Source organism: Alteromonas gracilis, from assembly GCF_036870955.2.
Taxonomy (GTDB): Bacteria; Pseudomonadota; Gammaproteobacteria; order Enterobacterales; family Alteromonadaceae; genus Alteromonas; species Alteromonas gracilis_A.
The window spans coordinates 847,039-867,409 of sequence record NZ_CP145482.2; the positions used below are offsets into that span (position 1 = coordinate 847,039).

12 protein-coding genes and 3 pseudogenes are annotated in these 20,371 nt (G+C 43.7%); 10 read left to right on the forward strand and 5 right to left on the reverse strand.

The features are described from left to right. Nucleotides 1–171 precede the first annotated feature (171 nt). The 4 genes from V6N89_RS04145 to V6N89_RS04160 all read left to right on the forward strand — a co-directional run bounded on the left by V6N89_RS04145 (nt 172) and on the right by V6N89_RS04160 (nt 6,492). Nucleotides 172–537: a hypothetical protein gene (locus V6N89_RS04145; protein ID WP_346993441.1), complete on the forward strand. Its 366-nt coding sequence runs from the start codon at nt 172–174 to the stop codon at nt 535–537. Between the two features lie 221 nt (nt 538–758). Continuing rightward, the gene (locus V6N89_RS04150; protein WP_346993442.1) at nt 759–1,844 is read left to right on the forward strand and encodes an efflux RND transporter periplasmic adaptor subunit; all 1,086 of its coding nucleotides are present in this window, start codon (nt 759–761) and stop codon (nt 1,842–1,844) included. 9 nt (nt 1,845–1,853) lie between these two features. Further along, a complete protein-coding gene (locus V6N89_RS04155; protein WP_346993443.1) occupies nt 1,854–5,036 on the forward strand; it encodes an efflux RND transporter permease subunit in 3,183 nt (1,060 codons plus the stop codon). Further along, nucleotides 5,029–6,492, forward strand: a complete 1,464-nt coding sequence (locus V6N89_RS04160) for a TolC family protein (protein WP_338516471.1) — start codon at nt 5,029–5,031, stop codon at nt 6,490–6,492. The genes V6N89_RS04155 and V6N89_RS04160 overlap by 8 nt, the downstream gene beginning before the upstream one ends. Nucleotides 6,493–6,541: 49 nt before the next feature. Here the strand turns inward: V6N89_RS04160 and V6N89_RS04165 are convergent, their stop codons facing one another. After that, a complete protein-coding gene (locus V6N89_RS04165) occupies nt 6,542–6,994 on the reverse strand; it encodes a hypothetical protein (RefSeq protein WP_346993444.1) in 453 nt (150 codons plus the stop codon). Nucleotides 6,995–7,187: 193 nt separating this feature from the next. Between V6N89_RS04165 and V6N89_RS04170 the strand changes: the two are divergent. Next, a pseudogene (locus tag V6N89_RS04170) lies at nt 7,188–9,321 on the forward strand (prolyl oligopeptidase family serine peptidase). A gap of 25 nt (nt 9,322–9,346) precedes the next feature. Here V6N89_RS04170 and V6N89_RS04175 read toward each other — a convergent pair. The 4 genes and pseudogenes from V6N89_RS04175 to V6N89_RS04190 form a co-directional block, all read right to left on the reverse strand. After that, nucleotides 9,347–10,144: a substrate-binding periplasmic protein gene (locus V6N89_RS04175; RefSeq protein ID WP_338516473.1), complete on the reverse strand. Its 798-nt coding sequence runs from the start codon at nt 10,142–10,144 to the stop codon at nt 9,347–9,349. Between the two features lie 146 nt (nt 10,145–10,290). After that, nucleotides 10,291–11,853 carry an exopolyphosphatase gene (ppx, locus tag V6N89_RS04180; RefSeq protein ID WP_346993445.1) on the reverse strand — a complete coding sequence of 521 codons (1,563 nt, stop codon included), beginning with the start codon at nt 11,851–11,853 and terminating at the stop codon, nt 10,291–10,293. A gap of 7 nt (nt 11,854–11,860) precedes the next feature. Beyond that, nucleotides 11,861–13,934, reverse strand: a pseudogene (ppk1, locus tag V6N89_RS04185) (polyphosphate kinase 1). Nucleotides 13,935–14,039: 105 nt separating this feature from the next. Continuing rightward, nucleotides 14,040–14,546, reverse strand: coding sequence for a glycine cleavage system protein R (locus tag V6N89_RS04190; protein ID WP_346993446.1), 507 nt, complete (start codon nt 14,544–14,546; stop codon nt 14,040–14,042). 212 nt (nt 14,547–14,758) lie between these two features. On the opposite strand from V6N89_RS04190, the gene V6N89_RS04195 reads away from it, so the two are divergent. From V6N89_RS04195 to phoU, 5 genes and pseudogenes are all read left to right on the forward strand, one after another. Then, nucleotides 14,759–15,907, forward strand: a complete 1,149-nt coding sequence (locus V6N89_RS04195; protein WP_346993447.1) for a hypothetical protein — start codon at nt 14,759–14,761, stop codon at nt 15,905–15,907. Between the two features lie 23 nt (nt 15,908–15,930). Beyond that, nucleotides 15,931–16,944 (forward strand): ABC transporter permease subunit, encoded by a 1,014-nt coding sequence (locus V6N89_RS04200; protein WP_346993448.1) that lies wholly within the window; start codon nt 15,931–15,933, stop codon nt 16,942–16,944. After that, a pseudogene (gene pstA / locus V6N89_RS04205) lies at nt 16,937–18,495 on the forward strand (phosphate ABC transporter permease PstA). The gene V6N89_RS04200 and the pseudogene pstA overlap by 8 nt, the downstream one beginning before the upstream one ends. A gap of 2 nt (nt 18,496–18,497) precedes the next feature. Next, nucleotides 18,498–19,304, forward strand: a complete 807-nt coding sequence (pstB, locus tag V6N89_RS04210) for a phosphate ABC transporter ATP-binding protein PstB (RefSeq protein ID WP_338516477.1) — start codon at nt 18,498–18,500, stop codon at nt 19,302–19,304. Nucleotides 19,305–19,376: 72 nt separating this feature from the next. After that, nucleotides 19,377–20,093, forward strand: coding sequence for a phosphate signaling complex protein PhoU (gene phoU / locus V6N89_RS04215; protein ID WP_338516478.1), 717 nt, complete (start codon nt 19,377–19,379; stop codon nt 20,091–20,093). The last annotated feature ends 278 nt before the right edge of the window (nt 20,094–20,371 follow it).

Consider the following 20,371-nt stretch of genomic DNA (forward strand, 5'->3'; position numbering starts at 1 on the left):
AATGAAAGAGCGCCACAAGCGCTCTTTGTCGTTGTCCATTGTTAACACATTAAGCGAGGTTATTGACGCCAATGTTATGGGAGCGATGAAAGATAACAGTCCTATAGCATTTACCGTAATCTTTTAGCACCGTATTTTTCTTGTCATTAAATCACACACTGTGTAGCATAAATGCGCATTTTTGCAGTATTTAAAATTCTCAGTACCTTGAATATCGCGCAACCAAACAATAATCAGAGCGTTAAGCAATCATTATCATTTGTGATGATAATGCTATTGTTTACGTGCCTGTTGGGGGTTGAACAAGGTTATGAGCCGATAGATAGCCAGTATCACTTTGATGCGTCTATAAGTGAGCTTGCTCTAGAATTTGAAGCTGAAGAGAGTGGTCATGACAACCCTCTTGCACCTGAAACACAGCAGGTTGAAGATGCGCAATTTGTTCTGCTTAAAACGCTACTTTATGCGCCTTTTATCAGAGTTACGCCCTCCAAAAATTATATAACACCACTTACTCGTGCTCCCCCACTAGTCTAATGCTTTGCGTCTTTGTGCCAATGCGCCAACAGGCTTACAAGCATCTTTTATTTTTTCGATAGTACTTCACCCCAGCTTTTAAAAGTTGGCTAGTTCCGCGTGTCTAATTCACAAGCTTTTGCAGCGTTCAAGCACAAAAGCGTTGTTTGATGTCACGCGAAGATTATGTGTACCCGAGTGAGGGTCTCAAGTCTGAATCTTTTTTAAAACGAAATTACATCATGAGTAAAAAAACACTTGTAGCAGTAAGTATTTTTACTGCTTTACTGGGCGGTTGTGGACATCAAGAACACAATGAGCATCACGCAACATTGCAGTTAAATGTGACACATCCACTACGACAAGATACTACGCTGGTTAAAGAGTATGTAAGTCAAATCCATGCCATTCAGCACATTGAACTGAGAGCGATGGAAAAAGGATATCTTCAAGATACTTTCGTTGATGAAGGCCAAACCGTGAAGAAAGGCGAGCTCATGTTTAAAGTTTCGCCAACGGTTTATGAAGCGGAGCTTCATAAAGCAGAAGCAGAAGCAAAAGCGGTTTATATGGAGTACAACAATACCAAATCTTTGGTCGATCAAAGTATCGTGTCTCCTAATGAATTAGCAGTAGTTGAAGCCCAATACCAAAAGGCATTGGCAGAAGTAGAGTTGGCTAAAGCACATTTAGCATTTACTGATGTTAAAGCGCCATTTACCAGCAAAATGGACCGTCTAGAGGCAAGAACGGGCAGCTTACTTGATGAAGGCGAACTGCTAACAACTATGTCTGATCTAAGTCAAATGTGGGTATATTTCAACGTATCAGAGGCCGAATATCTTGACTATGCACAAAGTGGAACAGCAGATAATACAACGCAAGTGCGCTTAAAACTGGCGAACGGCAGCATATATCCATATGCGGGAGTAATTGACGCGATTGAGGCCGACTTTGACAATCACACTGGGACAATTGAAATGCGTGCAACGTTTCCTAATCCCAGTGAATTACTGCGCCACGGTCAAACGGGTAACATCTTAGTTGATATTGATTTTGCTGATAGTTTGGTAATTCCGCAAAAGGCCACATTTGAAATTCTCGATCAAAGCTATGTCTACGTCCTTGACGGCGATAACAAGCTTGCAACGCGTCACATCAACATAGCGGCTGAGCTGCCTCATATATACGTGGTATCAGAAGGGTTAAAAGACGACGATACCATTCTTATAGAGGGGTTGCGTCGCGTAAGCAATGGGCAACAAATTGACCCCGAACTTGTTTCAGCAAATGACATGTTAGCAGAACTGTCACTTCACGCGGAATAAGGAGGGGATATGTTTGGTGTATTCATAAAACGACCAGTTATGGCAATAATGCTGTCTCTGATGATCATATTTTTAGGTATTTTGTCGGTATTTAGTTTACCAACGTCGCAATTTCCCGATATCGCGCCACCGCGGGTGTTAATTTCTTTAGCCTATCCCGGTTCAAGTGCTGATGTCTTGGTGAAATCATCGCTGGTGACCATTGAGCGCTCAATCAATGGGGTTCCTGGTATGAAGTACATAGTATCAGATGCCACTAGTGCGGGTGAGGCAACTATTCAGGTGATATTTGACCTCGATGTCGACCCCAATCAAGCGCTCATTAACGTGAAAACAAGGCTCGACCAGATAATGAACCTGCTGCCTCAGTTGGTTCAGCTTGAGGGCGTCGTATTAGAACGGGTTCAACCCAGTATGCTTATGTACATTAATGTTTATAGTACAGATGACTCTGCCGATGAAAAGTTCTTGTACAACTATTCGAATATCAATCTCATTCCAGAAATACAAAGGGTTAATGGAATAGCCAGTGCAAAAATACTGGGAAGCAGACAATATGCTATGCGTATTTGGCTCAAACCTGATCGTATGCGTGCATACAATATCTCCGTCGATGAGATAATGGAGGCAATAGACGAACAAAGTTTGATAGGTCGTCCTGGCCGCTTAGGTCGCAGCTCGGGTATTGCGGCACAATCTAAAGAATACGTACTGATTTATGAAGGCCGATACGATGAGCCTGAGGAATATAAAAATATCATCATTCGCGCTGACAGCGATGGTAGGTTGCTAAAACTCGGTGATATTGCTGATGTAGAGCTTAGTAGCGAATTTTTCGATATCTATTCGAACAAAGATGGCTATCCTTCAGCCGCTATTGTGTTAAAGCAAAACTACGGCAGTAGTGCCAACGACGTTATATCGCAAGTAAAAGCCAAAATGGTAGAACTTGAGAAGACCTTCCCAGAAGGCATGAAGTACGAGATAAACTACGATGTTTCAAAGTTCTTAGATGCATCGATTGAACAGGTACTTCATACATTGTTTGAAGCATTCATCCTTGTATCACTGGTTGTTTTTGTGTTCCTTGGTGACTGGCGGTCTACCTTGATCCCCTTATTAGCGGTACCTGTGTCATTGGTTGGTACCTTCTTTTGTATGCAGGCAACGGGCGTCAATATCAACTTAATTACCCTGTTTGCATTGGTATTAGCCATAGGCATCGTAGTCGATAACGCAATTGTTATTGTCGAGGCAGTGCACGCTAAAATGGAAGAAAGCCAAACGCTGACGCCTTATATGGCAACTCAACAGGTACTCGGTGAAATGGGGGGAGCCATTATTGCTATCACCCTAGTGATGACTGCGGTATTTATCCCACTTATCTTTATGACGGGACCTGTTGGCGTCTTCTATCGTCAATTCTCCATAACTATGGCGTCTTCCATCATTATCTCTTGTGTTGTAGCCCTTTCTTTAACGCCTGTGCTTTGCGCGATGTTGCTTAAAAATCCGCATACTCACGTACGAAAAACAACGCCTCTGAGCAAGCTGATTGATGGTTTCAATCGATGGTTTAACAAGTTAACTGGGCGTTATACGGCGATAATAAAGGCGCTAGTGACTCGTCGTTTGGTTACTGTTGTTGTGCTAGGGGGCTTCATTGCTACTACGTTTGGACTAAATCAGGCGCTGCCGACAGGATTTATTCCCGGCGAAGATCAAGGTCAAATATATGCCATTATTCAAACGCCACCGGGCAGTACGCTTGAAGCAACAAACACGGTTGCAAGAGAGCTTCAAAGTCTGGCGCTAGAAGTAGAAGGCGTATCGTCAGTATCGTCACTGGCTGGCTATGAAATACTAACGGAGGGGCGAGGGTCGAATGCAGGGACGTGTTTGATAAACCTAGATGACTGGTCTGACAGAGAACAATCTGTCAGAGACATTATCGAAGCGTTAGAATCAAAGACACATCACCTAGGTGCTGTCATTGAATATTTTGAACCACCTGTCGTACCCGGTTACGGTGCGTCTTCGGGATTATCGTTTAGGCTCTTGGATAAAACCAATACGACCGATTATCAAGAGCTTGATGAAATCAATAAAGACTTTATGAGCGCATTACGTCAGCGCAAAGAATTGAAAGGCTTGTTTACCTTTTATGCTGCTGATTACCCTCAGTACAAAATTGAGATTGATAACCAAGCTGCGATGCAAAAAGGGGTTTCCATTGGTCAAGCGATGGAAAACCTAAATATCTTGATAGGTAGTACCTATGAGCAAGGTTTCACTCGTTTCAATAACTTTTTCAAGGTGTATACGCAAAGTGCTCCAGAATATCGTCGCTATCCTAGTGATTTAATGGATTACTACGTACGCAATGAAGAAGGAGAAATGGTGCCTTACTCTGCATTCATGAAGTTGATAAAAACCCAAGGCCCGAACGAAATTACACGATACAACCTATACACATCTGCTGCCATTAGGGCCGAACCTGCGAAGGGGTACACGTCCGCTGAAGCGATAAAAGCAGTAGAAGAAGTGGCAGCCACTACCCTACCTAAGGGGTATGACATCGGTTGGGAAGGTTTGTCTTATGATGAAGCGAAACGCGGCAATGAAGCTATTGTCATTTTCGCTGTTGTATTGCTTTTCGTTTATATCGTGTTGGCATCTCAGTACGAGAGTCTACTTTTACCACTTGCAGTCATCTTATCGTTACCAACAGGTATTGTGGGTTCTTTCTTGTTTCTTCAGGGCATGGGACTGGCAAATGATGTATATGCACAGTTGGGGCTCGTCATGCTGGTCGGCCTTTTGGGGAAAAATGCGGTTTTGATTGTCGAATATGCCGTACAGAAAAATCAGCAAGGAATGTCAATTGCTGATGCTGCCGTGGAAGCTGCAAAACAGCGTTTTCGTCCAATTCTTATGACGTCATTTTCATTTGTTGCAGGTCTTATCCCGTTAGTCCTAGCGACAGGAGCAGGCGCTGTTGGAAATCGCACGATTGGCGCATCTGCGCTAGGTGGCACCTTATTTGGCACCATTTTCGGAGTGCTTGTTATTCCGGGTCTCTACTACCTTTTTGCCAAGATAGAAGAAGGTAAATCGCTTATTAAAAATGAAGACCATGTTCCTTTAACCGAGATCTACCATTATAACGATGAGGTGCTAAGCGATGACTAAATTACTTTCTCTGAAACGCAATCCGCTGTGGATTGCCCTAGGAAGCGCATTACTGGTACAAGCTTGCGCTATCCCTCAATTAGAAACCCGAGAACCGCAGATAAGTGTGCCAGAATACTACAATGCGCAATCTGCAACTGATGACAGTGTTTCATCTCCCAAGACGGCGAGTATTGATTGGCGAGATTGGTTCAATGACCCTCAGTTAACTGAGTTGGTAGAAACGGCTATCAATAATAATCAAGAGGTAGCCATCTTACTTCAACGTATCAATATGGCAGCTAATGAAGTATACGCTAGAGAAGGGGAGTATTTACCATCAGTTTCTGCTGGCGTTGAGGCTGACACTGAAAAAGTGGGAGAATATACGCGAGATGGAGCCGTTGAAGAGCATCTCAATATAAAAGAGGGTAAGGCATTTCCAGACCCCTTAGCAAACCTAAGACTGGGTCTTAATGCAACGTGGGAGATTGACGTGTGGCATAAGTTGAGGAATGCAACGAAAGTGGCATCACTCGAGTATATGTCGTCAGTGGAAGGCCGTAAGTTCTTTATTACTCAGCTTGTGTCGGAAGTTTCTCGTACTTACTTTGAACTGTTAGCGTTGGATAATAAGCTCTCAACGCTAGATTCAACCATAGCTGTTCAGCAAAATGTGATAAATACCATTAATACGCTAAAACAATATGGTCGCTCTACTTCATTACCTATATCGCGCTTCACCGCAGAGGTGAAGAAGAATGAGAGTGAACGCTTTCTTATTCAGCAGGAAATTGTAGAGAAAGAAAATGCACTCAACTTATTGCTTGGACGTCCCCCACAGCCTATTGCAAGACGCAGTGAGACACTGCTGAGTGCCAATATAATTAAGCCAAATGTTGGGGTGCCATCCGAGCTACTGAGTAATCGTGCCGATATTCGCCAAGCTGAGCTTGCGTTAGAAGCGGCCAAATTAAATATCAGTGTGGCGAAGGCAAATTTCTATCCGTCATTTGAGCTAAAAGCGAGCCTTGGACTTGCCGCTTTTGACTCGCGCTATTTGTTTAATGTGCCTGAGTCATTAGCGTATTCATTGTCTGGTGAGTTATTTGCTCCTTTGATCAACCTTCGAGCTATTGAAGCGGTTTATCAAAATGCCAGCGCTGAGCAAATTCAAGCTGCTTATGAGTATGAGTTGGCACTAGTACGTGCGGTTGTAGAAGTAACTAATAGCTTGTCTAAACTTAACAACTTAGCCCAAAGTGTCAATGCTAAAGAGCAGCAGATCATGTCGTTAGACCAGTCTGTGGATGTCGCCAACAAGTTATTTTCATCAGCCCACGGTGAGTACCTTGAAGTGTTGCTCGCGCAACGCGAAGCATTAGAAGCTCGAAGTGAATTTATTGAAACTCGGCAGCAGCAAATGTCGGCGTTGGTCGACTTGTATCAAGCTTTAGGAGGAGGCTGGCAGTCATAGTGTTTTTCAAAGGAGGGCTGTTGTCCTCCTTATCTTTTTCCGTGCGTTTTTACTTTTCAGTAAAATCAAATTGTTCAAAAAAGCCGATAGCCTCTTCTTTATCAAAACTAATGTTTCTCTCTTCTATAGCGTAAAGCGCGTCCTTCACGTTATCAAAAAAAGCGAAAGGAACTTCGGCTAACTCGTAACACAAGCTTATTTGCTGCTTAATGGTAAGCATAATATCGGTATCAAGGATCACCACAGCCAAAAACGATAGGCCGCGACGCTTTCTTATGCGAGTTTGTTTTACAAAGATGTCGAACGTAGATGGCGGCATAATACTTTCACCATACAAACAGCTTACTTGTGCCCATTGTGAGCCTTCCTCAAATTGTGAGATGTTAGAAGCCATTCGGACGACACCGTTTTTCATGGTCTCGTCATTCCATGGACCTCGTGCTGAAAAGAGTAATAGTTGGTGTGTGACAAAGGTTTCAAACTCACCATGTGGATTGTTCATTCAGCTTACTTCGCTTTCTGACCATACTAAAACGTTAGCATGTGCCATCAACTGCGCAACTATCCATTGGGCTAATAAACCTTCTATCGTCTTTCTTTGTAAGCTCACCGCTTATTGCTAACCTCATTAATTTATTCATTAATATATGTACTGATACAACAAATTTTGAACAATAATAAAAAGTAGGGTTTTTATGAGCTCGATAGTAAATAAACGCACTGAGGCACATCGAAATTTGTCTTCAGTTTTTGCCAATTATATTGCGGGCATCGCACTTAGTACATGCGCATTATCCACAACACTGGCTTTTGCCAACGATGATGCAATACGTGCAGATGAGAGTAATGTGGTAAAAAAGCATTACTTCCAATCTGAAGATATTTTCAATCTTGAGTACGTAAGCGAGGCGCGCGTATCACCTGATGGTGAGCACGTGGTTTATGTCCGTCGTTCTAATGACATAATGACAGACAGCACGCGCTCAAACTTGTGGCTAGCCTCGGTTGACGGAAAATATCATCGTCCGCTTTTGTCTTCGAAAAAAAGCTACTACTCGCCGCGGTGGTCGCCAGATGGTTCGCGCTTAGCTTACCTATCAAATGAAGAAGGGAAGCCGCAACTTTATATTCGCTGGATGGATACCGGGCAAACCGCTTTAGTAACCAACGTTACTTCTTCACTGGGCAACATCACATGGTCCCCAGATGGCAAATACATTGCGTTTACCATGAGCGTAGATGCCAAAGAAAAGCCGTTAAGCGTCAACATGCCCAAAAAGCCAAAAGGCGCCAAGTGGTCTCCGTCGTTTGAGTATATTACCAAAGCGCGATATCAAGCCGATGGACGCGGTGTATTAGAGCCTGCGTATACGCACATTTTTGTTGTACCTGCTGACGGTGGTACGGCGCGACAGTTAACTTCTGGAAATTATCATCACAATGGAAGCTTAAGTTTCTCACCTGATTCAAGCACCATTTACTTTTCTGCGAACCGCAGCGATAACTGGGAATATGAGCCAGTTGAAGCAGATATTTATACGGTGAATATGCGTGGTGAAATTACGCAGATAACCAACTTTAAAGGACTTGAAGTGTCGCCAGTGGTTTCACCTGATGGTAACCACGTTGCATATGCGCGCCGAAGTGATGAAAAGGTGATGTACAAAAATAGTTATCTGTATGTCATGAACGCCGATGGCTCTGAACATAAAAACCTGACTGAAAAAATAGATAACACCGTATCTAATTTTCAGTGGAAAGATAACAAGCACATCTATTTTCAGCAGTCTGTACGGGGCTTGGCGCAAGTTGATAGCGTATCCTTGTCTGGTCAAATTAAGAACATAGCCAATGGCTTGGGAGGGACTACTCTAGGCAGACCCTATGTGTTTGGTACTTTCCATGCAGTGGACGATGTTGTTGCCTTTACTAAAGGGCGTACAGACCGACCTGCAGACTTGTACGTTAAAACTCGAAAAGAAAAACAGCTTACCGCACTTAATGAAGATGTACTTGGGCACAAGAAACTGGGTGAAGTTAAAGAAATTACTTACCCTTCATCGATAGATGGTGAAACTATACAAGGCTGGTATATCCTTCCGCCTGATTATGACAGCAGCAAGCAGTATCCACTTATTTTAGAAATTCATGGTGGACCTAACTTAGCCTATGGGCTAGGTGTTTACCGCCGAGCTTCAGCGTATGGCTGCCGAAGGATATATTGTATTTTACGACAACCATCGAGGTAGCACAGGTTATGGCGAGCGCTTTGCGCTATTGTTGCAGGGTAAATATAGCTCCAAGTATGATTTTGCCGATCATATGTCTGGTATAGATGCGTTAATTGAAAAGGGGATTGTCGACCCTAACCGCCTTTACATCACGGGTGGTTCAGCTGGGGGCATTGCTTCAGCTTATGCTATTGGCTTAACTGACCGCTTCAATGCCGCCGTTGTTGCTAAACCTGTCATCAATTGGCTATCAAAAGTACTGACCGCAGATTCAGGCCTTTATCAAATTCCTTTCCAGTTTCCGGGTAAGCCTTGGGAAAATGTAGAGCATTACTGGAAGCGTTCGCCGCTTTCTCTCGTTGGTAATGTCACAACGCCTACGATGTTAATTACAGGGGTTGAAGATAAGCGCACACCCATGTCAGAAACTGAGCAGTTCTATCAAGCATTAAAGCTTCAAAAGGTAGAAACGGTCTTAGTCAAGGTGCCTGAATCATCTCACGGCATAGCAGCAAAGCCGTCTCGTATGATTGGAAAAGTTGAAAACATTTTGGCGTGGTTTAAGAAATACGACAACCAAGTAAAAGAAGCTGAATAAGCGTTTACTCTGCAGTTTTTTGTATTTACTGCGATGAAACGATGGGGGCGCTGCCAACAGGCTGTAGCCCCCATTTTCTTAAGATGCGCTGATACTCACCAGATTCTTTTAAGGTAACAATAGCTTGCTTAATGGCAGTAGATTCCCGTTCGCCAGTTTTCATTCCCGTGGCAACATGAAGTTCAGCACTGATCTCTTCTAATACTAGCGTGCTTGTAACATCAATTGGGTTAAAACCTGCGGCTTCAATTTCGTAACTGCCCGTGTCTAGGCTTGATAGCACAAAGTCGATGCGTCCGTGATAAAGAAGCTTCCAGAGCTGATTGGGTTCTGAAACCAGGACGAGATTCTTATTTTCTTCAAAACCCTGTTGCAGCAGATAATTTGCTGAACCATAGCCGCGTATTGTGCCTACGCGAAAAGCTTTTGCCTGCGCTAAATTATTGAGCTGCAATTCTTCTCTGCGTTTTAAATGGATGAGTGATGCTTCAACGTTGCTGACTGCGCCTAGCCATTCGAAATCGTCTTCTCGTTTTTTCGTTCGTAATAGTGTTAGAAGCACCATGTCAGGTTTGGTCAATGTTTCTTGATAAGCTCGCGCCCAAGGCATGTGCTCAATAGAACTAGAAAAGGGAAGCAGGGGCGCGATTGCATTAGCGAGATCTACGTTTGCGCCTTTTGCTTTGCCAGAGGCATCGACCCAATAAAAAGGCGGTGTCACTTCGCTTAAGAAGCACACATGTTTGGTAGATGCTTTTACGCCGAGACTTACAAAGGCGAATAAAAGCAACAATAATAAACGCTTAACAATTACGAGTTGCAATACGACTACCTGAAAATTAACAACCAGTATTCAACCTTGCTGCATTGTGGCGATGAGTCTTAACCCTATTGCAGTAGCTACAGCAGGCGAGATTTATTGTCATGCTCTCATTAAATCGTCTATTAGACAATCAATTTACACACTGTCTATTCGGTAATTTGGTGAAGTTTGGTGATGTCTGGGTGCACCACCAACTGCAGGTCTAACGATTTCCAATATTGGCTTTCCCGTAAAAGGTCAGCGGAAATAATCGGTTTTTCATCAAGCCATCCATCGGGAAATGTCACCGTCATGGTGCTCTTATCGGCTTCTACAATAAGGTCGGGCAAAAAGCCTTCTTGACGTTTAATGTTAAGTAATACCCCCAAACGCAATAATGCAATAAGGCGCTTTACGGCAAGTTCATCAAAAAGGTTAAACGATGGGAGGTCACCTGCTCGGATTTTTTTTCGATGAAACCGCACTAAGGTAGCAAGCAAAAACTGCTGCTCTTGAGTAAATCCTGGCATATCCACATTCGCTAAAATATATGCGCTATGCTTTTGTATGCCCCGCGAGTTAATTTGCATACCCACTTCATGCAGTAATGCAGCCCAACCAAGCATGCTCTTAAAATCTTGCCCTCTAAGTTTCCATGCTTTCTCAACTTTGCTATATAGCGATAACGTGGTGTTCAGTACCATGGTGGCTTGCGCAGTATCTACGTCGTATCGCGTTGCTAGACTGCTTGCTGTTCTGCCGCGAATATCGGCATGGTGCAGTTCGTCCTCCATTTGGTAAAGTACACCTTCGCGAAGCGCGGCAGGAGAATAAACCAAACCATCAATTTCTAATGCTTTGAATACTGCAATCAAAATGGCAAGGCCGCCCGCAATCACCACACGTCTATCTTCGCTTAGATCTGGGTAATTAAGCTTGTCGATATGACCGGCATTCACAAATTGTTTCATCAGGTCTCGAAGACTTTTCAGCGTAACGGGAATGTCGTGGCCATTGGGACGGTCTTGCTGGCACAGTGTGAACAAAGAGCGAATAGTGCCTGATGTTCCAATGCACTGTACCCATCCCAAGCGTCGATATTTGTTGTCGATCATTTCGAGTTCTTGCTGGGCAGCGGTAATGGCCCGCTCAAAAGCTTTGTTTTTTAGCTCTCCATTGGCAAAGAATCGTTTGGTGTAACTGACACAGCCCATTTGCAAACTGCGGCATAGAAGTGGCGTAAACCCCTCGCCAATAACAAATTCCGTCGACCCACCACCAATATCAATTACCAATTGTTGGCCATCTGCGTGATTAGTGTGAGCGACACCTGAGTAGATTAGTCGAGCTTCCTCAACACCTGAGATAACTTCAATGGGGTAGGGGAGGATTTCTTTTGCTGCATTGATAAAATCCCGTGCGTTACGCGCTTTTCTCAATGTGTGCGTGGCGACAATGCGTACGGAGTCGGGCTCGAATCCTTTTAAGCTTTCGGCTACTACTTTAAGCATAGAGAGGCCGCGCTCAATGGCCTCATCAGACAAAACATCTTCGTCATTTAAGCCTTCTGCAAGCCTCACTTTTTGTTTTACACGGTGAAGTATTTGAACTGACCCAGCGACAATACGCGCAACGACTAAGTGAAAACTGTTTGAGCCGATATCAAGTGCTGCGACTTTGTTTACTTCTCGAGTTTCCACATCATTAAAAACAGATTCGTGCTGGGTCATGTACTTCCTAAAGTGTTTCTTCGAGCTTCCTCAAATAGTCGTAAATCTCTATTTGCGAACGAAGCTTTTTACGGTTACCTCTGCGAACGTACTTGTTGCTCTGATCCTTGTCAATAACGCGCGCTTTGAGAGTATCTTTAAATTGTAGCTCCATTATATCAACAATGCGTTGTTGAAGTCCCTTATCGTATACTGGACAGCCAACTTCAATCCGATTATCCATGTTTCGCGTCATCCAGTCGGCAGACGAAATATAGACTTTTCTGTCACCACCACCTTCAAAAATCATTACGCGGGGGTGCTCTAAGAAGCGGTCCACTATCGAGATGATTTCAATGTTGTCGCTTACCCCTTTTATTCCCGGGTTTAGCGAGCACATACCGCGTACAATGCCTTTAATTTTAACGCCCGCCTGACTAGCGCGATACAAATCGTCTATAAGCTCTTTATCAACAAGGTTATTGATTTTAAAGGTTATCTGAGCCTTGTGACCTTGGTTAAGGTGCTGGATCTCTTGCCTAATTAACGACTGTATTTTGGTGCGCGCGTTCAGCGGTGAAATTTGCAGATGTTGGAATTTATAGCGTCGGTAAGGGTATTGAATAAGGTCAAATACCGCCACACCTTCGTCAGCTAATTCTTGATTGCGCGTAAATAAGCTGTAGTCGGTGTATATCTTTGCGGTTTTTTCATTGAAGTTACTCGGTGCCGAAATGCGCATAATTTACAAGGCTACCGCGCTCTTCTCGAGTCACAATACAAAGCTTTGAGTGAATCTTTAAGGTTGGCACGCCTAACACAACGCGAATGCCTGCATCTGTCATTCGCTTTGACCATTCAATGTTGGCTTCTTCGTCAAAACGAGCGCGTAGCTCTACCACCACGGTTACTTTTTTACCATTATCAACCGCGTCAATCAGTGAATTGATAATGCGTGAGTTACTTGCGACGCGATAAATATTGATGCGGATAGTTTTTACGTTGGGATCAAATGCCGCTTGGCGAACAAATTCAGTGAAATGCAAAAACCTGTGATACGGATAATACAAAAGAATATCGTGCGCTGTAATAGCGTCGAACACGGTGTTATGTTTTGAAAAAGCGTTACTATCAAGTGCAGGCAACGGCGCATGTTCAAGATATTCACGCCCAACGTTTGGAAAGCCGATAAAATCTTTGAAGTTGCGGTAATGACCCGCTGCATGCATGGTGTCTAACTTTGTTATTTTAAGGCGCTTGCGCAAGTCTTGTTGCATATCTTGCGGCATATCGTTGTCATAAATTACGCGTACAGGCTCGGCGATAAGACGCTGCTTCATACTTTCCGACATCTTTTCAACAAAGCTTTCGTCAATCTCTTCGTTAATTGAGTATTCAGCGTCTCGCGTCATCTTGAAGGAAAATGCTTCAATCGAATCAAACTTAACGAAACCTCTAAAGATATCTTCAATACAAAGTTGAATCATATCATCGAGCATGATGATACTTTTCTTCTTACGGCTTTTTTGCGGAGGAATAAGCATAAAGCGCGACATTTCAGAGGTGGGTACCTGAATAACGGCAAACTTTGGATTACGTTCTGCTCGTCTAAGGGCTACGTATAAATACACCGAGTTACCGTTTAGGCGACTAAGTAAATCTGTTTTTTTATCGATAAGGATAGGAGCAATATGACGCAACACTTTGTTGACAAAAAAGTTGCGAACCCATTGTTTTTGGTAATCGTCTAGATCGTCTTTACGAAGGATGTGAATGTTATAACGTGCAAGTGCCTTTACTACGTCCTTATGAATTTGGTCGAATTTTTCAGAAAGCTGCACCACTTTTTTCTGAATCTGTCCCATTAATTCGGTTTGGCGCACTGCTTCTTCTTCGTTGCCGTCGTTCTGAGCAATGGTAATTTGACGTTTAACGTCAGCTGCACGGACACGATAGAATTCGTCGAGATTATTTGAATAGATGCCTAAAAAACGAATGCGCTCTACGGCAGGGTTGTTCTTATCAGCTGCCTCTTGTAATACGCGTTCATTAAACGCCAGCCAGCTCAATTCTTTGGGATAATATAAAACGTCGCTATCCATAATGTCTCAATTTACGTTCATCAAAATGGTCAAAGACTGCCATGGGTCGGTGACACTACTGTGACAACGCGCAAACCTAGCGCGTTGTTTAATCCGTTGTAAGCGCTATCGTTTGGCTGTTATATCAACCACGAGATCATTTGCGAGAGCCTCGAGCGCTCCCTGCAAAGCATCATCATCAAAATCTTCGGGAACGCCTATTTCAGCTTTTGCCTTGAAGATCAAACTTCCCCAGTTTGGTGCGCTTTCGCAGTGGGAAGCAAATGTCAGAATATTGAGATTAAATTGATTAAGGACAGACGTTAACTCTTGTACGATCCCTGTCTTGTCGTTACCCATAACATCAACGGTCAGCGTGGTTGCGTGAGCATCTGTACTACTTGCAACAGCAACAGATTGAACGCTGAGGTCGGTAATGCCATCAAGTGCATCAATTAAATTCTGTTTCTCGTCTTCATCTACATGAACTTCAACGAATCCCGTAAACATGCTTACCATGTGGGCAAAACTCGATCCTTGCCAATTTCCTTGATGTTTATAGACACACTTTGCCAATGAATCTACCAAACCAGGCTTGTCTTTACCCATAATGCTTATAACCAATGATTGCATGTGGTGCTCCTTAGCGGGTTTGTTAAGAAAAACTTTGATCGTCTTCTTGCAGGGTAATACCATATCGCAGCAGACTGCGCGTAATGAGTATGTGTTAAACTTTCACTTGCTATTAGCATAACAAAACTTACACTGCTCACCAGTGCATTTTTCGTCGAATTATCTTCTTAAAGAAGAATTTCAAAAATAACAATAAAGATAATCAGCCTCTAATGAGTTTCGATAGCGACAGCATTAACAAAAAGCGTCAGCGCAATGATAAGTGGTCGCGATACGTGGTCACTGGGTTTGGTGGCTTGGTGCTGCTCACACTGGTTATTCTGATTACCCACTTAATTAGTCAAGCGTTACCGCTGGCATATACACCCAGTCTTAGTCCATTGGCATCGTATTCTGTTGATAAACATCAGCGTATTTTGCGCGCTGGCGATGTTCTGAATGACCAACCTATTCTCGTACAACCCAATGGCTGTCGATTAGGCCTTAGCGTTATAAAAGACAATAAATTGAAAACGCGCCACGAATATATTCGGCCGTGCGATTATGAGTTATCGACAGTGAGTTTGATGGGGGAGAACTTTATTGTGGATGTCTCTCCCAATGCGCAGGTGAGAATTATGCCCGTGCGTAACTTTCATATGGGTAAACAGACGTCAGAAAAAAATGATGAGATAGATATTGCAGCGTCAATGTTAACCAACTTCATTACATTTTCTTTGCCCAAAGAGCGCTGGCACCAGCGTGAAGCATGGCAGATAGCCCTGTCGGTAAATTGGGTTGTTGTTGCCATCGAAGATGCAAATGGCGTATGGATAAGGTGGATTAACCGTCAGCGCCCTACGCATGTTGTAGACCAGTTTTTCAATGACACAAAGCGCTATTTATTGCTTCCTGGTAGCGAGGGCGTATTGGTGCACAAAGGCAATGCGTTGATGCTCAACCGCCTGCGAGATTCGGGGAACGAGCTTATCCACGCCACACAGGGTGTGATTTCATTTACCGACGATATGGCGTTGTTTGCTTTAGAAAAGCAAAGAACATTTTTTCTCTATAACCCCATTGATTCAACACTAACGCGTTGGGTATTCGTGCGAGATGCTTCTGGTAGTCGGTATGAGAAGACGTATGAGGTATCGCTTGATGGCAAGGAACGGGTTCTGGATGTTGCTGAACATGCAAGTATGAATCTGGTATCTGTACTTACCAATAAGCAGCGTATTTTGCTTATTAATCGGGTGTCTGGGGAACTGGTTAATGCGCAAAAAATCACATCACCTAAGCTAGCAAGATATCCTGGTATGGCGATAATCTATACGGCACGACCGATAATTCACTGTCTATCTGGCAAGGTCAGAATCTAAGTGGTATCACTACCTGGTCTTCATTGTTTCATCCACAGCATTATGAAGGATATGACAACGACGAAACGGTATGGCAAACGACCAGTGCGTCAGACTATCAAGAAGCTAAATTTAGTTTAACGCCTTTGTTGATTGGCAGCATAAAAGCATCATTACTTGCATTGCTGATTGCGATACCTGTGGCGATAGGCGCCGCCATTTACACAGCGTTTTTTGCAAAAAGTAAGTTACGCAATGTGCTTAAGCCCGCCATTGAGTTGTTAGAGGCTATTCCCAGTGTTCTCATTGGTTTCATTGCAGCGATTTGGTTGTCGCCAAAAGCTGAGCAATTCTTATTTTCTTTCGGTTTTTTCCTCATTGTTATTCCCTTCGTGCTTATTGCCGTTGCCGTCGTTCAGCGGCCTGTAGCTGAACTTTTGCCAAAACAATTCAGACATGGTGCCGAACTTGCGTTTGCCATAGGCGGTGTTTTTGTTTTGGGTTATATCAGCGTAGAGCTTGCCCCTTCCTTAATTTTTTCTTTAATGGGAGTTGATGGTTTTACACTGCTTGCAGCCGAATCGGAAAGCCCAATAGGCAAGACGACTATTGTCGTGGCACTGGCATTGGGCGTCGCTATTTCACCCAGTATTTACTCACTGGCAGAAGACGCTATTTATGGTGTGCCAAACGATTTGAAGCATGCGTCGTTTGCACTTGGCGCAACACGGCTACAGACGCTGATTCATGTCGTTATTCAAGTTGCGCTACCGGGGATTGTTGCAGCCATTATGCTAGGGTTCGGTAGGGCATTTGGTGAAACCATGATTGTGTTGATGGTGACAGGTAATACGCCTATTTCGAGTTGGGGCTTGATAGAAGGTTTGCGAGCACTTACTGCTAACCTCGCAATTGAACTGCCTGAAGCGGACGTGTCGTCGGCACACTATCAAATACTCTTTTTGACTGCCTGTATTTTGTTTGCATTTACGTTTGTGGTTAATACCGTAGCAGAGGTTATGCGTCAGCGAATAAAAGGGAGAGTATTCATTGGCTAGCGTTTCGTTTGTGGGGTTGAACCCAGTTCAGCGACAGTCTTTGGTAATCAGCTTAACTGCTTTTTTTACCGCCTTATTACTGATTGCATTAGTAAGTGTACTTATTCTTATCACGTATCGCGGTACCGCGTACTTTTGGCCTGAACCCATATATCAAATTACTGTTTCTAGTGATGAGGAAACAAGGTCAGTGCTTGCTAATATGTATGAGGACGCATCGAGCGATGAGCTCGTTCTTAAGTATGCCGATGCGCAGAACCCTTATGGTTCGCAGATGCGGGTGCAAAGGACTGAACTCAGCGAAGTCGTGCTTGCCCTTAATAGCGCTGAGATAAAGCTTCAAGACGGACGCCGCATACTTGCAATCCCGCAACATATTATTACACCAGAACACCCACTTTTGGCGCTCGATAAGTTCGACGACGTTGCGCAAGAAGTTGCGGTAATTACAGATCAAATAGAGACCATTAATACGCAGCAGCTTGCACCCATTCACGAGGCGCTGTCGCAGTTTGATAAAAGGGACGTGGATGATGATGCGCTTAAGCGCGAGAAAAGCTAGTCGCAACGTTTTCATACTATCAAAACGAGGTGCTCGGATATGAAGCGCGTCGCGATCAATTTCAGCTTCATGTTGTGTTTGCAGATGGCAAGCCCTTTATGTTGCCACTTTCAAGCATTCAAGATGTAGATTTTGTCAGCCGCTTGACAACCTTTGAAAAGTGGAAAGTTGCGTTTAGCGAAATAGGCGTGTTTTTGACCGATTCACCCAAACAAGCAAATACGTCTGGTGGTGTCTTCCCTGCCTTGTTCGGGACAGTATTGATGGTGTTTTTGATGACCATCATTGTAACGCCATTTGGCGTGCTTGCCGCTATTTATCTAAGTGAATACGCGCCGCATAACGCGATGACGACAATTATTCGCGTTAGTGTGAGTAACATGGTAAGCGTGCCTTCTATTGTCTATGGCGTATTTGGATTAGGTTTTTTTGTATATACCTTAGGAGGCAGCATAGACGAGCTGTTCTTCGGCGACACGTTACCTGCGCCCACGATGGGCAGCCCGGGTGTTTTTTGGGCCGCGCTCACTATGGCCATACTCACGTTGCTGGTAGTCATAGTGGCGACTGAAGAAGGCTTGCGACGAGTACCAGAAGGATTAAAAGCAGGGAGCTATGCGCTGGGCGCAACCAAAATGGAAACTATTGCTCGTACTATTTTACCCATCGCCTCACCTGGCATTATGACAGGTGTAATATTAGCTATTGCCAGGGCAGCTGGTGAAGTTGCTCCATTAATGCTTGTTGGGGCAGTTAAATTTGCGCCCAGTCTGCCTATTGACGGTGAGTTTCCTTATTTACACCTAGATAGGCAGTTTATGCACCTCGGTGTACTAATTTACGATGGCGCTTTTCACAGCCAAACTGACGGTAAAAGTGCAAGTATGATGTTTGCAGCCTGTTTGCTATTGTTGGTGGTTGTTTTCGTGCTTAATATCTTAGCGGTCGTACTTAGAACCCGTTTGCGTAGACGTTATCTCAAAGGATAAACATGCTTAAGTTGTTTGAACATAATACTCTTAACGTCAATGACATCACCGATGAACAAACTGCCGTTGACGTGAAAAACCTCAACTTGTGGTTTGGTAATAAGCACGTGCTTGACGATATCAGTATGCGCATACCGAAAAACAAGATTACCGCATTGATCGGGCAAAGTGGTTGTGGCAAGTCAACACTTATCAGCTGTTTCAATCGGCTGAACGATTTGTATGACGGTTGTAAATACAACGGACAAATCATAATTGATGGCAGAAATATCAACAGCCGCAAAGTGAACGTCTCTCGTTTACGTACCAAAGTGGGAATGGTGTTCCAGCGACCCAATCCTTTTCCCATGAGTATTTATGAGAATGTTTGTTACGGTCTAAAACTACAGGGTGTAAAAATTCGTCGCCACCTAGATGATGCCGTGGAAAATGCGTTGAAGCAGGCAGCACTGTGGAATGAAGTTAAAGACAGATTGTTTGAATCTGCTCACGTTTTATCTGGTGGACAGCAACAACGCTTGGTCATTGCCAGGGCACTTGCCTTAAAGCCTGATATTTTGCTACTTGATGAGCCGACATCAGCGCTCGACCCGCTTACCACGCTCTTTATTGAAGAGCTGATGGACTCGCTTAAAAAACAGTGCACTATTGTTATCGTTACACACAACATGCAGCAAGCCGCGCGAGTGAGTGACTATACGGCATTTTTTCATCAAGGAAGGTTGGTAGAATATGCAGATAGCGATACGCTATTTACGATGCCGGATAAAAAACAAACAGAAGACTATATTACAGGGCGTTATGGTTAACTTACTTATCTGCAGCTATCAGCACCGCCTAGCTGGCGTGATGCGCTTTTCGAGCAATTAGGAAACGATAATATGCGTCAGGTTGCCTTAAATACACATATCTCCGGTACCTTTAATATCGAGCTTGAGAACTTGCGTAACTCGGTATTAACCATGGGGGGCGAGGTAGAACAACAACTCGTCGATACACTAAAAGCAGTCAAGCACAACCATGCAGGCCTTGCAGAAAAGGTTGTACTTAATGATTTGAAGATAAACTCAATGGAAATTCAAATTGATGAAGAGTGCCTGCGAATTATCGCCAAACGACACCCGACGGCAAGCGACCTTCGTCTTATCATGACGATTTCAAAAGCAATTACCGATATTGAGCGCATGGGTGATGAGATAGAACGTATAGCTAAGCTCGTAACGCGTAACAAGTTGCCGTCTTCAGATACCATTCGCAGTAGTATGTTACTTATTGGAGAGCGCGTTGCGGCAATGATGCGCGGTACTTTTGATGCGTTTGCTCGTCAAGATGAAGATGCTGCATTAGCGGTATACGACCAAGACAATCGCATTGATAGCGAATATAAACGCTTGCTTACGTACACGACCCATGAGATGGAAAAAAGCACTGAAGACATGCAAGATTGGCTAGACGTGCTTTGGGCATTGCGTTCTTTAGAGCGAATTGGTGATAGATGTAAAAACGTCTGTGAGTATGTGGTGTATTTAACACGCGGAACTGATGTGCGTCATACACCGCTAGAAAACATACAAAAGAAACTCGAAGATCTGACTTAATCTTGTCCAAATGGTCAATGTGGATTTACGCATGTTCCTCTTAATGGAACCAATGGTGAAATTTATTTGTCATAAAACTGCAATATTTGGTGGATTTATCATCGCATTCAAATAATTCCATATACTTTTATCGTTTTTCAGTGATTTTCGCTATGGCTTCGAAGACGATTACGTTATCATGCGCCGCAGTCAAGAACAGATCGTGCAAAATTTAATCGAACCTTATGATAAAACACAATTTGTCTTTAACTTTTGTCTCTAGCCTTTGTCGCCCAGAG

What these genes read in the sequence shown, in the direction of transcription:
- V6N89_RS04145 (WP_346993441.1), top strand. Translation starts at nt 172, where the DNA reads ATGCGCATTTTTGCAGTATTTAAAATTCTCAGTACCTTGAATATCGCG.
- V6N89_RS04150 (WP_346993442.1), top strand. Translation starts at nt 759, where the DNA reads ATGAGTAAAAAAACACTTGTAGCAGTAAGTATTTTTACTGCTTTACTG.
- V6N89_RS04155 (WP_346993443.1), top strand. Translation starts at nt 1,854, where the DNA reads ATGTTTGGTGTATTCATAAAACGACCAGTTATGGCAATAATGCTGTCT.
- V6N89_RS04160 (WP_338516471.1), top strand. Translation starts at nt 5,029, where the DNA reads ATGACTAAATTACTTTCTCTGAAACGCAATCCGCTGTGGATTGCCCTA.
- V6N89_RS04165 (WP_346993444.1), bottom strand. Translation starts at nt 6,994, where the DNA reads ATGAACAATCCACATGGTGAGTTTGAAACCTTTGTCACACACCAACTA.
- ppx (WP_346993445.1), bottom strand. Translation starts at nt 11,853, where the DNA reads ATGACCCAGCACGAATCTGTTTTTAATGATGTGGAAACTCGAGAAGTA.
- V6N89_RS04190 (WP_346993446.1), bottom strand. Translation starts at nt 14,546, where the DNA reads ATGCAATCATTGGTTATAAGCATTATGGGTAAAGACAAGCCTGGTTTG.
- V6N89_RS04195 (WP_346993447.1), top strand. Translation starts at nt 14,759, where the DNA reads ATGAGTTTCGATAGCGACAGCATTAACAAAAAGCGTCAGCGCAATGAT.
- pstB (WP_338516477.1), top strand. Translation starts at nt 18,498, where the DNA reads ATGCTTAAGTTGTTTGAACATAATACTCTTAACGTCAATGACATCACC.
- phoU (WP_338516478.1), top strand. Translation starts at nt 19,377, where the DNA reads ATGCGTCAGGTTGCCTTAAATACACATATCTCCGGTACCTTTAATATC.